Genomic DNA, 13,869 nt, shown 5'->3' with positions numbered 1-13,869 from the left:
GCGTCGACAGCCTGGTGCACTGCCTGGCGGCACAGTTCGGCCTGGCGCATCCCACGCTGCGCGAGACGGTGCGGCTGGTCGATGCGCGGCTGGAGCGCAATCGCATGGAGCAGGAGGCGGTCGCGGCTTGACGTGACTCCGTAGGCTGGGCTGCCGAAGGCACCCCAGCGATCGCGCGCGCAATGCTGGGGTGCCTTCGGCAGCCCAGCCTACAACGGCGACGTTCGTGGGATGGGTTGCCGCAGGCACGCCACCGTTTCGCCGCACGCAATGGAGCCGGCCACCCCTTCAATCCCCACCTGTCCTTCGCAACTCCACCTCGATCCGCCGCGCCATCGCCAGCAGCACCGGCGCCAGCTCGCCCACCACCTGATCGAGCGGCTCGCCGGTCGAGACGCTCACGTTCACCACCAGCGGCATGCTGCTGCCCCGCAGGTTCGTTGCCAGCGCAACGACCTCCGGCTGCCACGACGCGACGCAGTAACCCTCCGCCTGCATCTGCTCCATCGCCTGCCGGATCTGCGCCGACAGCGCCGGCCATTGCGCGCCGCGCCGCCGCTTGAACAGCGCCAGCAAGGCCTTTCTTCGCGCTTCCGGCGCGCCGTACAGGTAGGCCCGCCCGAGCGAGGTCAGTTCGATCGGCACGCGCTGCCCCGAGACCACCTTGCGCAGCGCGGCGCGGCGGTTGTAGCGGATCGACTCCAGGTACACCATCTCGTCGCGGTCGGGCGCCGCCAGGCCCACGTTGACGCGGCTGGTCTCCGCCACCTGCCGCATGATGGGCGCGGCCAGTGCCAGCTCCGCACACCCTGAGCGCATCGCGTGCGCCAGGCTCAGCACACCTGGCGCGAGGCGGCAGGCGCGCGACTTCGCGTCGACCTGCAGCATGCCGGCGCCGACCAGCGTCTGGGTGAGCCGGCTCACGGTGGCGCGCGAGAGGCCAGTGCGCTCGGCCAGCTCCGCGTTCCCGAGCAGCGCAGTGCCGGGCCGGAAGGCCCGCAGCAACTCGATGCCGCGCTCCAGCGATCGATTCACGGGTGAACGGCCCGGCTTGGGCTCGGCCACGGTCGCGCCATGATTGCGCGCAGCCGCGCCGTCCGCAGTGGCTTTCATGGGCGCAGTGTAGAGCGGCGATTCCACTGCTTGGAATTCACCCGATGCGGGTTCGCCGCGCCGGGCCTAATCTCGGGCTGCGGCGTGGCGCATGCCCCGCCCATCGCAACACCAGCCCGTTCCGAGGCAGGAGACAAATCCCATGAGCTTTCGCATTCCTTCCCTTGCGCGCCGCCTTGCCGGCGCCTTCGCGCTTGCGGCCTTTGCTGCCGGCGCCGCCGTGGCCGCGTACCCGGAGCATCCGGTGCGCCTGGTCGTGCCCTTCGCGCCCGGTGGCGGCACCGACCTGATCGCGCGCACTCTCGGCATCGGCATGTCGCAGGCGCTCGGCCAGCCGGTGATCGTCGATAACAAGCCGGGCGCCGGCACGATCATCGGCACCGATGCGGTGGCCAAGAGCCCGGCCGACGGCTACACCCTGGTGGTCGCGTCGTTCGCCCATGCGGTCAATCCCAGCCTCATGCCCAAGCTGCCCTATGCCACCGGGAAAGCCTTCGCGCCGGTGATGCTGATCGGCCGCGGCCCCAACGTGCTGGTGGTGCGCGCGGACAGCCCGTTCAAGAGCGTCAAGGACATCCTCGAGGCGGCCCGCGCCAGGCCCGACAAGCTGACCTACGCGTCGCAGGGCAATGGCACCTCGGCCCATCTCGCGGGCGAGATGTTCGACAACCTGGCCAAGGTCAAGATGGTCCATGTCCCCTACAAGGGCGCGGGCCCGGCCCTCACCGACGTGCTGGGCGGCCAGGTGGACATGATGTTCGCGACCGCTTCCGCGGTGTCGGCGCTGGTCGAAAGCGGCCGCCTGCGCGCGCTGGCGGTGACGTCGCCGCAGCCGTCCGCGGCATTCAAGGGCGTGCCGCCGGTGGCCGAGAGCGTGCCGGGCTACGCGGTGGAAAGCTGGTACGGCCTGTACGCACCCGCGGGCACGCCGCCGGACATCGTCGCCAGGCTGAATGCGGCGGCGAAGAAGGCGGCGCAGTCGCCCGAGTTCCGCCAGAAGATCGAACAGGAAGGCCTGGCGGTGAGCGCCGGCTCGCCCCAGGAACTGGATGCCTACGTGCGCGGCGAAGAAGTTCGCTGGCGCAAGGTGGTCAAGGAAAACAACGTCAAGGCCGAATGAGCGCACGCGCAAGGAGCACACCATGAACGACTCGCTGATCCAGTTGCAGGTGGAGGCAGGCATCGCCACGCTCACCTTGAACCGCCCCGACAAGCGCAATGCGATGAGCGACGACATGCGTACGCAATTCATCGCAGCGCTGGAACGCGTCGCGGGCGACCAGGCCATCCGGGCCCTGGTGCTCACGGGCGCCGGCAAGGGCTTCTGCGCCGGCGGCGACATCGCGGGCATGGAGCGCCGGCTGAATGCCCCGGCCGGCGAAGTCGCGTTCAACGGCTGGCACCGCCAGCAGCGCGTGCATCACACCCAGGCCTTGCTGCACACCATGCCCAAGCCGGTGATCGCCGCCGTCAACGGTGCGGCGTCCGGGCTGGGCGCGGACACGGCGCTCGCCTGCGACTTCATCATTGCCAGCGAATGGGCCAGCTTCACCTGGTCGTACATCCACCGCGGCATCATTCCCGATGGCGGCGGCATGTACTTTCTGCCGCGCCGCATCGGCCTGCCCAAGGCCAAGGAACTGATCTTCACCGGACGCAAGGTGGACATCGACGAGGCGCTGGCTCTCGGTATCGTCGACCGCAGGAGCGGCGCGGACACGCTGGTGCGCGATGCGCAGGCCTGGGCTGCCGAATTGAGCAAGGGCTCGGCGACGGCGCTTGCCCTCGGCAAAGCGATCCTGGACCAGACCTTCGAACTGTCGGCGCAGCAGGTGTTCGCGCAGGGCAGCCAGGCGCAGGGCATCTGCTACACGAGCACGGAACATCGCGAGTCCGTCATGGCGTTCCTCGCCAAGGCCTCGGCCAGCCGGTGAACGCCATGGACGCGATCTCCCGTCTCCTGAAGCCGCGCAGCGTGGCCGTCATCGGCGCTTCCGGCGACCCGGCAAAGACCGCCGGCCGGCCGGTGGCCTACCTGTTGAAGCACGCCTTCGCGGGCGCGATCTATCCGGTCAATCCCAAGCTGGATCGCATCGCCGGCCTGGCCTGCTATCCCGATCTCGCCTCGCTGCCTGCGGTGCCCGACGTCGGCATCGTGCTGCTCGGGGCCGAGCGGGCGCACCTGGCCGTGCGCGAGCTCGCTGCGCGGGGCGCGGCCGCCGCCATCGTGCTGGCCAGCGGCTACAGCGAGACCGGCGAAGAGGGCGCGCGCCGGCAGGCGCAGCTCAAGGAAGCCGCCGGTGCCATGCGCATCCTCGGGCCCAACACGATCGGCCTGGTGAACCTCACGGACCACATCGTGCTGTCCGCCAGCGGCGCCCTGGAGATGAATCGCTTCCCGGTGGGCGGCATCGGCGTGGTGTCGCAAAGCGGGGGCATCCTGGGCTCGCTGCTGTCGCGCGCTGCTGCACGCGGCATCGGCTTGTCCAAGCTGATCTCGACCAGCAACGAGGTCGATCTCGAGCTGTCGGACTTTGTCTCCGCCCTGGCCGACGACGAGGCGACGCGTGTGATCGCGCTGTATGTCGAAGCGATCCGGCATCCGGACAAGTTCCGGGCCGCCGCGCTGAAAGCCGCGCGCGCCGGCAAGCCCATCGTTGCCTTCAAGATCGGTCGCTCGGAAGCGGGGGCCCAGGCCGCCGTCTCGCACACCGGTGCCATGGCGGGCGCCGATCGCATGTACGACGCGCTGTTTCGCCAGACCGGCGTGATCCGGGCGCAGAGTTTTGGCGATCTGCTGGACATCCCCGCGGCGCTCGTGGGTGGACGCAAGCTGCGCGGCAATCGCGTTGCCGTGCTGACTTCCACCGGCGGTGCCGGGACGCTGGTGTCCGACAGCCTCGGCGTGAGCGGCTTCGCCACGCCCCCGCCCGATCCCGCAACGGCGGCAGCCCTGCGCGCCTTGCAGACGGGCGATCACGCGGCGCTCGATCGCAACCCCATCGACGTGACGCTCGCGGGCCTGCAGCCGCAACTGCTGCGCGGCGCGATCGAGGTGCTGCTGGCCAGTCCCACCTACGACGCGCTCGCGATCATCGTCGGCTCTTCGGGCGTGGCGCAGCCGGAGTTGATGGCCGATGCGATCCGGCAGTGCCTGCCCCTGTCGGACAAGCCGGTGGTGGCCTACGTGAGCCCCCATGCGCCCGAAGCGACCGCGCTGCTCACCGAGCGGGGTGTGCCGGCGTTTGCCGCGGCCGAGAGCTGCACCGCGGCGCTGGCGGGGATGCTGCACGCCAGCCGCTGGCAGCCGCAGGAGCAGGACGCGGCCGTCGTGGCGAGCGTCGCGGTGGACGACCTCCCCTGCGGCTCGCTCGACGAAGCCCAGGCCAAGCAACTGTTCGCGCGCTTCGGCGTGCCCTGCGCGCGCGAGCGCATCGTGCAGACGGCCGATGAAGCGCAGCGCGCGGCGCGCGAGCTGGGCGGCCGCGTGGTGCTGAAGATCCTCTCGCGCGAGATCACGCACAAGAGCGATGTCGGCGGGGTCGCGGTGAACCTCGCCGCGGAAGAAGTCGGCTTGCGTCTGTCAGCGATGGCGGACGCGGTGGCGGCGAAGGCGCACGTGCGACCCGAGCGCTTCCTCGTGCAGGAGATGGTGGCCGGCGGCACGGAACTGATCCTCGGCATGCATCGCGATGCCTTGGGCACGGCCATCCTCCTCGGCATGGGCGGTGTCACGGCGGAACTGTTCCAGGACACCACGATGCGCCTGCTGCCGCCGCAAGGCGGATTGAGCCGCGCCGACGCGCTTTCGATGGCGCAGGAACTCAAGACCTGGCCGCTGCTGGATGGCTTCCGCGGCCGGGCGAAGGCGGATGTGGAGGCGCTCGTGAGCGCGATCGTCGCCTTCTCGCGCATGGCGGCGCAACTTGGCGATCGCCTGCTGGAGGCCGAGATCAATCCGCTGTTCGTGCTGCCGGCGGGTCAGGGCGTGCGGGCGGCCGATGGGGTGGCGGTGCTGGCGGGGTGACTGTGAACGGGATGTCATCCCGGGCTTGACCCGGGATCCACGACGGCGCCTGCACGAGCGCCGCATGGATTGCGGTTCAGGCCCGCAATGACAGCGCCTCAAAGTGCTGGCTTGTCCGACATCGCCTTGATGTTCTCCTGCAGCTCCTTGCTCATGGGCGCGTTCAGGTTGACCCCCTTGGGCGGGATCGGCGACTGGAACCACTTGCGATAGAGCTGCTCGAATTCGCCGCTCTTCATCAGGCCCACGATGGTGTCGTCCACCACCTTCTTGAAGCCCGGGTCGTCCTTGCGGAACATGATGGCGTACGGTTCCACTTGCAGCGGCTCGCCCACCACCGCCAGCGAAGCAGGGTTGGCGGCGGCGGCGCGCAGCCCGTACAGCAGGATGTCGTCCATGCCGAAGGCATCGGCGCGGCCGCCTTCGACCAGCAGCGCGGACTCGGAGTGGTCCTTGGCGGTGGAGAGTTCGAAGCCGAGTTCCTGGCGCTGGTTGGCGGCGCGCAGCACCTGGAAGTTGGTGGTGCCCGCGGTCGTCACCACGCGCTTGCCCTTCAGGTCGGTCAGCGACTTGATGCCGGAGTCGGACTTCACCAGGAAGCGCGTGCCGGTGTAGAAGTAATTGATCGCGAACGCAACCTGCTTGGCGCGGTCCGAATTGTTGGTCGTGGAGCCGCACTCGATGTCGACCGTGCCGTTCTGCACCAGCGGGATGCGGTTCTGCGAGGTGACGGGCACGGTGGCGACCTTCAGGTCCGAGCGGCCGGTCGCCTTCTTCACGTTCTCGACGATGCGCTGGCAGATCTCCCATCCGAAGCCGACCGGCTGTCCCTCCGCACCCAGGTACGAGAAGGGGATCGACGACTCTCGGTGGGCCACGGTGATCGTGCCCTGGCTCTTGACCTTGTCGAGCGTGGCCGGCACCTGCGCGAGTGCACCGAAAGAGAGCAGCAGGCCGCCGGCGGCAACGATGCGGAAGGGGGAAAACGCCATCAAGGGGACTCCTCGTCATAGGGACGGGCCATCCTAGCAAGGATGGTGCTCGGTCCGGACAGTGGTTGCCATGGCACCCGGCACTTTGGTGCCTGCAAACCAAGGGCCACAGGGAGTACGCTGGTCCCGGCGCTGCTCCGCCAGCGCCGGTCCGTCACTCCAACGAGGAGCAGCCATGAAGCATTCCCTGATCGCATTCGTCTGCAGCGCCGTCCTGGCCTGGCCGCTGGGCGCATCGGCCGCGGGAGGCGGCGGCGACGAACCGTCGACCTTGAAGAACCAGGACCCGGAATACGTGGCCGCGATGGACGCGGTGGCGCACAAGGACTGGCAACTGGTGGTCGACCGAATGGGCTCGTACATCAAGCGCAAGCCGGAAGACGCCAACGCCTGGAACGAGCTGGGCCACGCGTATCGGCTCACCGGCCGCATCGACGTGGCACTCGACGCCTATGGCAAGGCGCTGAAGATCGATCCCAAGCACCGCGGGGTGCACGAGTACCTGGGCGAGGCCTACCTGCAGAAGGGCGACCTGCCCCGCGCCGAGGAAGAGCTCAAGGTCCTCGACCAGCTGTGCTTCTTCCCCTGCGAGCAGTACCGCGACCTGAAGCGCAGCATAGGCGACTACAAGAAGAAGACCTCGGCGAGCTCCGGCTCCTGAACCCGGGGCTTACCGGCACGCCAGGTTGTAGGCATCGGCACGGGCGGAGCCGGCGGCGATGTCCTGCCATTCGCCATCGACGGTCATGATGTCGAGCGCGCGGCCCGCACCCATCTGCCCTTCGAAAGGCTGCAGCGTGATGATGCGGGTGCGGGCGCCTGCGCAGTCGTACGCCCGCTGGGTCATGGACGAACGGAACAGCGAGTCACTCACGGTGGTCGCGACCCGCTTGAAATCGTTCAACTCGGAGACGGTGACCAGGTCCCCCGTGCGCACCAGCGTCGCCGGGTCCAGGTAGGCGACGGCTTCGGTGTCGTCCGATACCTGCTGCCAGTCGGCCATGGCCGTGCCGCTCAGGATCGCGAGCAAGAGCGCGATTGCATGTCTTTTCATGGTTGCTCCAATGCTTCAAGAGTGAGGGAGCCACGCCCCGCGGGGCGTGGTCGCATCGTCATGTCGCTGCACCTTACGGGAGCAGCCCGCCAGGAAGCTGGACGCTGGTCGTCGAGGCGAGTCCGGGCGGCAAGTCCGGGGACTGCTTCGCCAGGCCGGGCGGCAAGGCCCCGGCCTTCTTGGCCAACCCGGGCGGCAGGAGACTCGGCGGCGTGAAGCCCGGGGGCAGCGGGATTTCCGCCGGCCACACGAACGCCGAAGGCCAGTCGACCAACGCCGCCGGCAGGCTGGTCTCGCCGTGCGGGAGCTGGTTCACCCCCTGCGGGATCTTTACCACCTGGATCGTGCCGGCCGGCTCGAACGAGGTGCCCACGTCACTGACCATGCAAGACCCCGCGCCCAGGCCGCCGGCGCCGACGTCGGGCAGATCCACGAACACGTCGATGCCCTTGGTGTCGCCCTTGCGGGTGAGCATCAAGGTGCTGTCGCCGAGGTGTCCGTTGGTGACGCGCAGGCCGGGATGGTCGAACGGCGCCTTCTGGCAGGCGACCCGCCGGTCCGTCAGCGCGCCGCGCAGGAACGCGACGAGGTCCGCCTTTTCCGCGTCGCTCAGGCCGAGCGGATGGATCGCCGGGTGCACGTTCGACAGACCGCCATCGGGAGCGACGCTGGCAGGCAGGCCCGTCGTGTCGTTGCTGTCCGGTCCGCGCCGGTCGCCGCCGCGGTTGTAGAACTCCACCACCTGCTCCAGCGTGAAGCGGCTGCCGTTGTGGAAGTACGGCTGCGTGAGCGCCACGTTGCGCAAGGACGGCGTCTTGAGGGCCCCGTCGACCGCGACGCTGGCCTTCGCCGGGTCTGGCGTCGTCCGGCATTGGTGGCCATCGCTGAGGATCGAGAACAGGCAGGCATCGACCGTGAAAGTGTCCGGCGTCGGCTTGCCGCGCAGCCGGCCGAGCCACTCCCGCGAGAAGGACAGCGGATTGCCGAACGGGTCGGAGCCGCCCACACCCACGTCCTCCGCGGCCGGCCGCACGCCGATGTTGTAGAAGCCCGAGTCGTACAGGCCCAGCCTGCCAGCGCCCGTGAACATCTGCTCCAGCAGGTTGGTCTCGCCCCGCACCGGCTGCAAGCGGCTGGCAGCGGAGGTGAATTCGGCCCCCCGGTGGCATGACGCGCAATTCGCCTTGCTGCCGCGGAACAGCGCGAGCCCGCGGATCTCCTGGGCGGAGAGCGCATTCGCATTCGGCGGACTGCCGGACCAGCCGATGAACCTGTCGATCGGCGCCTCGTCCGAGACCAGGGTGGACTCGTACAGCATGATCGCCAGGCCCCAGTACAGCGAGAAGTTCGTCTCCATCTGCGTGAAGCCGGCGTACGTGCCCGCCGCGTTCCACCATTGGGGCTGGAAGGCCACCTTGATCATGTCGGCATAGCTGCCCGTCAGCCCGGCGCCGGACGCGTGCCGCAGCGGGCCCAGCACCGAGTCGTCGACGCTGACCTTCTGCCCCGCCAGCGCCCGCATGGGCACCATCTTGCGTCCGAGTTGCAGGAAGGTCTTGCTGCCGCACGACATCTCGAAGTCGCTGAGCGCCGGTCCGACCGCTTGCGACGCGAGGCTCGCATTGGGCAGATGGATCGCGACCCAGCCCGCCGTGCCATCGCCCAGCGACTGCAGCACCTTGGCGCCCGGATCGCGATCGCCAAACGGGTTGACCCCATTGAACGAGTTGTTGGCGCGCCCGTCCCAGAAGTTGCGGTAGTTGTACGCGGCGTTGATCACGGTGGGCGTGTTGCGCGGCTCCACCCGGCGGGTCAGCGCGCCATGGACGCTGAACTCGTCGATCGGCCGGTTCGCGCAGATCTCGTCGCCGGTGGGCGTGAGCGAGCCGAACGGGCCGGAGAACGTGCCCGGTGACCCGACCACGTCGTTGCTGTCGAAGGTGACCAGCGAGTTGCGGTCGAACGCATTCTGCAGGCGATGGGTCGGGAAGTCCTCCGGCTTGACCGTGTAGTTGGGTCCGGTGCCGCCGGTGAAGGCCTTGTTGAACGCGTTGTCGTTGCCGCGCTGGCCCGGGTTGAACCCGTTGCGCAAGCGACTGTCCGCGCCGGCGGCGAAGTGGCAACTGGCGCACGCCTGGCCGTCGCTGCCGGCCCGGGCGTCCCAGAACAGGGCCTTGCCCAGGGCGATGGCCTTGCCCTTGTCACGCACGAAGGTCTCGATGCCTTCCGAGGGCGGCACCGGCACCGACTTGAGCGAGACCAGCGGCGGCACGAGATCGACGGTGCCGATCGCCACCTTCACCGCGGGCGTCGCGGGCTGGCCATTGACGGTGGCATTGGACGCCACGCCTTGCAGCTGCACCGTCCACTCGCCCGAGTCCGAGACGATGGGCTTGCCGATGACCATGCCGGTGGGCGCGCCGAGGATCGCGTCGAGCGAGACGGTGAACGGCTGGTCGCCCTTGGCGTCCACCGTGAGACCGGGCACCGTGGGAGCGCCCGGCAAGGCCTGCGTGGGATCGAAGGCCGGTGCCAGGTTCGCCGGCACCGTGAGGATCGGATCGGGATCCGGATTCTCCACGAGTGCGTCGATGCCCGCCCGTCCCGGTCCGCGCGCGGCGACCGGCGCGGTGCCGATCAACATTGCGAGGAAGAGGGCGAGCGCGCGTTGCCAGGGGCGCAGCCGCGCACTGCGCGCAGGGTCCCGTGGGCCGGCTGCGGAGCCGGCGCCTTGTTGGTGTGCCATGGCGGTGTCTCCTTCTTACTGGCAGGTGACACGCTTGGTCGGCGCGCAAGGCAGCGCCAGGATGGCGGCGGTCGAAGTCGTGCCACCCAGGCTCGATCGGATGAAGATCTCGTTGGGCGGAACCAGGCTGGGTTGGCCGCTGCCATTGCCCGTCGGATCGACGATGAACCCGGGCGCGAGCAGTTGCCAGCACGGCGACGACGTGGGACACACGGCCGGTGCGATCGGCGTGGCCCCGCCGAGCACCATGCTCGCGACGATGGGATTGCTGGTGCTGCCCGGCACGCCAGGAGACAGGTTGGTGTTGACCAGCGTCGCCTGCACGAACATGCCGGCGGGCGCCGGGTCGGCCGAAGAAGTCACGATCAGGTTGATCTTGCCCTTGTTCTGGCGGTTGTCCCAGGTGGAGGTGGTGACCGTCAGCACGTCGGGCGTGCCGACCACGGGCGGGAACACGCGGGTGCTCACCGCGCGCGCCGTGGGGCACAGCGAGCTGCGGAAGATCGGGTCGTCCATCGGCGGCGCCCAGGGGGTGGGATCGAGCTGGCCGGCGACGGGCGAGCCGGTGCCCGGGCCATCCACCGGGCCGGAGCCGCAGAACAGGAAGGGCAAGTCCTGCAGGTTGTTGGATACCAGCGCCTCGCCCAGCTGCAGGTTCTCCGCGAAGATGAACTGGAAGTTCGGCAACAGGTACTGGCCGGCCTGCAGGCCGTTGCCCGCCCGCACGGTGGTTCGGTTTTCCGGCGTGCAGGGTGAGCCGCCACCGGAGGTCAAGTTGCACATCGAGCGGCTCACGGCGCGGTAGTTGCGCGTGGGCGGCAGGAAGGCGCCGTTGTTGTTGGCGGGGGTCCGGAAGCGTCCGATCAGCGGCGTCGCGATCGGGCTCTGGGTGCCGAGCAGACGCTCGGTCACCGCGCCGGTCACGGGATCCTGGTCCAGCGCGAACAGGTCCACGTAGCTGAAAGCGTCGGTCGCGAAGCCGACGAACTTGACGCGGCCGGTAGCCTCCTGCGATACGCCGGCGACCGGACGCGCGTCGGTGCCGGCGAGCACCTCCTCGACGAAGGTGTACGAGGGCCAGGTGGTGGGGTAGGTATAGATCCCGACATTCGCCGCGATCGTGTGCGCCGACAGGTAGACCCCGTTGGCGTCGCTCTTGAGCGTGCCGTTGAAGATGATGTTGTCGCCGATCTCCAGGGGCACCTGCTTCATCGGGTCCCTCGGGCAGGTCGGGTCCGGACCGGGGCAGGTGACGCCGGCGGGCGCGGTTGCGTCAGGCGGATCCATGAGGTAGCTGGTGCAGTAACCCACGGCCGGATTCGCAAAGGGGCCATAACCGAACTCCGAGAAGTCCCGGCAGTTGTGCGCCAGGGGCCGGTTCGATTGCGGACATTCCGGATCCACCGCCCCGGCGCTGAAGGGGTTCACCCGGGGAACGCACATCGGGTAGCCGGTGGCGGCGTGGATCGTCGGGTTGTCGGTGTCCGGCGTGAAGCGCGGATCGAAGCCCACCTCCTCGACGCAGTTGGTGCGGCCGCTGCAGCCGCCCGGTCCGGCGTGCGCCAGGCCGTAGCGCCCGAGGGTGTCGTTGATGCGCACGCGCGTGACGCCCGCGGGCGTCGGGCTCGGGCAGCCGAAGGGCGCGACCGTCGGATCCACCGGCATGCCGCCCACCTGCATTTCACCGGTCGAATAATCGATGCAGCTGATCCTGCCCTGGCCGGCATTGAGCGCATGCTGCGAGATGAAGACCAGGCCGGCGATGTATTGCTGGTTCACCACGTTGCCCACCACGTGGATTTCGTACGAGGGCAGCGAGCCGCTGTACGGGGTGCCGGGCGTGGGCGCCGTCAGCAGGCCTGGCTGCGTCGCCGGCACCGTGGCACCGGGGACCGCGCCGATGCGGTCGTTCAGGGCCAGGCCGGTCTGCCCGGGCGGCACGATGTCGGTGGGCACCAGCGGGTTGCCGGCCGTGCGGAACAGGTCCGCCCAGGTCAGCGTGAAGGCCGGCATCTGCAGGATCGTGTTGCAGGGAATGACGATCCGGTGGCTGTTGACGGTGACCGTGCCACCGGCCAGCCGCGGATCCGTCGCCTTGCAGATCGCGCCGCCGGTGTCGAGCGTGGCCTCCTGGATGAAACCGGTGATGTCGAACTGCGCGGGCACGAGCGGCACCGCAGGAATCGCCGGAGCGATGAACGGATCGGCCTGCGCGCGAGCGTGCTGCGCCGCCCCGATCCAGAGCGTCGCTGTCAGCGACACGGCGACGGCCCATCGCCCTGTGGAAAGCCACTTCGAAGAAACACCCACGTAGCGCATGGTCCCCTCCAGAAAAAAACAAACGCACACCTAAGTTGCACGTCGTGTGCCACCTGCTAACAATTGCTGGACAGACGGCGAACGAAGGTGCCGCCCCAGAGGGAACGAAGGTCGAGACGGCGGACGGACGTTCGGGGGATGAAGCGGGGGAAACGGGCCGTATTCCCCGGCTTCGGGGGGATTGCCCCGGGGGCGGACCGTGCATTGCGGCGCTTGCCGGGCGCTATCAGGACAACCGGCGCCCGCAGCGGGATCAGCGGCCGCTGCGCTTACTTCTGGAGGCTTCCAAGCTTCAAGCGGATCGCGGTAACCTCATAACCGCGACTGTTGAGCTTCTGGAGCAGCACCGGCAACAGCTGCCTGAGCTTTGCGGCCGCGGCGCTGCTGTTTACCAACAGGCACCAGGAGGTCCCCTCGATGGGACCCGGGCGGATGGACGAACGCAGCGCCAGGGGGATGGACGACTCGATCGCCTTCAGGCGTTCGCCGGATTCGCGGGCCAGCTGAGTCAGCCGGGCCAGCGTCGGCGATTCCTCCGCGGCTTGGTGCAGGGGCACCGCGTGGTGGCGACGGGTCAGGGACAAAAGAAGGACGAGGGGAGAACGATGCAATTCATTATCACGGATGCCGGGCTGGCCAGGACCCGCGCGATTCATCTCAGTGGCACCCGCATGCTGCTGGCCATGATGACCCTGTCGCTGCTGCTGATGGCGATGGCCGCGGGCCTCTATCACTGGGTGTTCCTCAAGGGCGCGCGCGAGGGCTGGCCGGTGATCGGCAGCCTGGTGCGCCTGGTGGTGCACGACGAATTCGAGCAGCGCGATCGCTTCATGCGCGAGAACATCGACGCCATGGCCCGCAAGCTGGGCGCCATGCAGGCCCGCATGCTGCAGCTCGATGCGCTGGGCGAGCGGGTGGGCGGCCTGGCCGGCGTCAACACCAATGACCTGAAGACCGGCGACGGCCGCGGCGGCGTCCTGGTACAGGCGCGGCCGCTGTCGCTGCAGGAATTGCAGGCGACGGTCAGCGATCTCGACCAGATCACCGGCGAGCGCACCGACCTGCTCACGCTGATGGAGTCCCGCCTGATCGACGCGCGCCTGAAGAAGATGATGATCCCGACCCAAGCGCCGATTCCCTCCGCGCACATCGGCTCGCCGTTCGGCTGGCGCATCGATCCCTTCACCGGCCGCCAGGCCCTGCACACCGGCCTGGACTTCCAGGCGCAGGTCGGCACGACCATCCAGGCGGCTGCCGGGGGCGTGGTGGTCACCGCGCAGAGCCATCCCGACTACGGCAACATGGTCGAAGTCGATCATGGCAACAACCTGGTCACCCGCTACGCCCATGCCTCGCGCCTGCTGGTGAAGCAGGGCGACCTGGTCAGGCGCGGCCAGGCCCTGGCGCTGGTCGGCACCACCGGCCGCTCCACCGGCCCGCACCTGCATTTCGAGGTGCTGGTGCAGGGCGTGCAGCAGGATCCGCGCCGGTTCCTGGAGGCGGCGCAGGGCAGCGCGCCCGTGGTGGCGCAGGCCGCGCCGGCAGCCGCCCGCCCGCACTGAGGGTCGGGCCTCCGGATGGGGGCTGTCACCGCCGGCGGCTGCACAGTTAAAATCGC

At 69.0% G+C, this 13,869-nt stretch carries 11 protein-coding genes; 5 read left to right on the top strand and 6 right to left on the bottom strand.

The window, feature by feature from the left end:
• Positions 1–288: 288 nt before the first annotated feature.
• Positions 289–1,113 (bottom strand): helix-turn-helix domain-containing protein, encoded by an 825-nt coding sequence (locus tag JWP60_RS19040; RefSeq protein WP_299794901.1) that lies wholly within the window; start codon positions 1,111–1,113, stop codon positions 289–291.
• 142 nt (positions 1,114–1,255) lie between these two features.
• Between JWP60_RS19040 and JWP60_RS19035 the strand changes: the two genes are divergently transcribed.
• From JWP60_RS19035 to JWP60_RS19025, 3 genes are read left to right on the top strand one after another with little or no spacing between them, the layout of a single operon-like run.
• Positions 1,256–2,233, top strand: a complete 978-nt coding sequence (locus JWP60_RS19035) for a tripartite tricarboxylate transporter substrate binding protein (protein ID WP_299794899.1) — start codon at positions 1,256–1,258, stop codon at positions 2,231–2,233.
• A 22-nt stretch (positions 2,234–2,255) separates the two neighbouring features.
• On the top strand, positions 2,256–3,047 hold the full coding sequence (locus JWP60_RS19030; protein ID WP_299794897.1) for an enoyl-CoA hydratase/isomerase family protein: 792 nt from the start codon (positions 2,256–2,258) through the stop codon (positions 3,045–3,047).
• A gap of 5 nt (positions 3,048–3,052) precedes the next feature.
• Positions 3,053–5,140: an acetate--CoA ligase family protein gene (locus JWP60_RS19025; protein WP_299794896.1), complete on the top strand. Its 2,088-nt coding sequence runs from the start codon at positions 3,053–3,055 to the stop codon at positions 5,138–5,140.
• Positions 5,141–5,238: 98 nt separating this feature from the next.
• Here JWP60_RS19025 and JWP60_RS19020 read toward each other — a convergent pair whose 3' ends face one another.
• Complete coding sequence (locus JWP60_RS19020) at positions 5,239–6,132, bottom strand: amino acid ABC transporter substrate-binding protein (protein ID WP_299794894.1); 894 nt, start codon at positions 6,130–6,132, stop codon at positions 5,239–5,241.
• Positions 6,133–6,307: 175 nt separating this feature from the next.
• Between JWP60_RS19020 and JWP60_RS19015 the strand changes: the two genes are divergently transcribed.
• Positions 6,308–6,793, top strand: a complete 486-nt coding sequence (locus JWP60_RS19015; protein WP_299794892.1) for a tetratricopeptide repeat protein — start codon at positions 6,308–6,310, stop codon at positions 6,791–6,793.
• 9 nt (positions 6,794–6,802) lie between these two features.
• On the opposite strand, the gene JWP60_RS19010 is transcribed toward JWP60_RS19015, so the two are convergent.
• The 4 genes from JWP60_RS19010 to JWP60_RS18995 all read right to left on the bottom strand — a co-directional run bounded on the left by JWP60_RS19010 (position 6,803) and on the right by JWP60_RS18995 (position 12,829).
• The gene (locus tag JWP60_RS19010) at positions 6,803–7,186 is read right to left on the bottom strand and encodes a surface-adhesin E family protein (RefSeq protein ID WP_299794890.1); all 384 of its coding nucleotides are present in this window, start codon (positions 7,184–7,186) and stop codon (positions 6,803–6,805) included.
• Positions 7,187–7,259: 73 nt separating this feature from the next.
• Positions 7,260–9,932 (bottom strand): cytochrome c peroxidase, encoded by a 2,673-nt coding sequence (locus JWP60_RS19005; protein WP_299794888.1) that lies wholly within the window; start codon positions 9,930–9,932, stop codon positions 7,260–7,262.
• Positions 9,933–9,947: 15 nt separating this feature from the next.
• Complete coding sequence (locus tag JWP60_RS19000; protein WP_299794886.1) at positions 9,948–12,194, bottom strand: hypothetical protein; 2,247 nt, start codon at positions 12,192–12,194, stop codon at positions 9,948–9,950.
• Between the two features lie 326 nt (positions 12,195–12,520).
• Complete coding sequence (locus JWP60_RS18995; RefSeq protein WP_299794913.1) at positions 12,521–12,829, bottom strand: DciA family protein; 309 nt, start codon at positions 12,827–12,829, stop codon at positions 12,521–12,523.
• A gap of 27 nt (positions 12,830–12,856) precedes the next feature.
• Here JWP60_RS18995 and JWP60_RS18990 point away from each other — a divergent pair, with 27 nt between their 5' ends.
• Positions 12,857–13,813: a M23 family metallopeptidase gene (locus tag JWP60_RS18990; RefSeq protein ID WP_299794884.1), complete on the top strand. Its 957-nt coding sequence runs from the start codon at positions 12,857–12,859 to the stop codon at positions 13,811–13,813.
• Positions 13,814–13,869 lie beyond the last annotated feature (56 nt).

This window comes from Ramlibacter sp. (assembly GCF_028291745.1).
Classification (GTDB): Bacteria; Pseudomonadota; Gammaproteobacteria; order Burkholderiales; family Burkholderiaceae_C; genus Ramlibacter.
Note: the sequence above shows the minus strand (reverse complement) of the source record. Positions and strands in the feature narration are given on the sequence as shown.

Bases quoted from the DNA above. Each gene is read 5' to 3' on its own strand.
- JWP60_RS19040 (WP_299794901.1), bottom strand. From the start codon at position 1,113: ATGAAAGCCACTGCGGACGGCGCGGCTGCGCGCAATCATGGCGCGACC.
- JWP60_RS19035 (WP_299794899.1), top strand. From the start codon at position 1,256: ATGAGCTTTCGCATTCCTTCCCTTGCGCGCCGCCTTGCCGGCGCCTTC.
- JWP60_RS19030 (WP_299794897.1), top strand. From the start codon at position 2,256: ATGAACGACTCGCTGATCCAGTTGCAGGTGGAGGCAGGCATCGCCACG.
- JWP60_RS19025 (WP_299794896.1), top strand. From the start codon at position 3,053: ATGGACGCGATCTCCCGTCTCCTGAAGCCGCGCAGCGTGGCCGTCATC.
- JWP60_RS19020 (WP_299794894.1), bottom strand. From the start codon at position 6,132: ATGGCGTTTTCCCCCTTCCGCATCGTTGCCGCCGGCGGCCTGCTGCTC.
- JWP60_RS19015 (WP_299794892.1), top strand. From the start codon at position 6,308: ATGAAGCATTCCCTGATCGCATTCGTCTGCAGCGCCGTCCTGGCCTGG.
- JWP60_RS19010 (WP_299794890.1), bottom strand. From the start codon at position 7,186: ATGAAAAGACATGCAATCGCGCTCTTGCTCGCGATCCTGAGCGGCACG.
- JWP60_RS19005 (WP_299794888.1), bottom strand. From the start codon at position 9,932: ATGGCACACCAACAAGGCGCCGGCTCCGCAGCCGGCCCACGGGACCCT.
- JWP60_RS18990 (WP_299794884.1), top strand. From the start codon at position 12,857: ATGCAATTCATTATCACGGATGCCGGGCTGGCCAGGACCCGCGCGATT.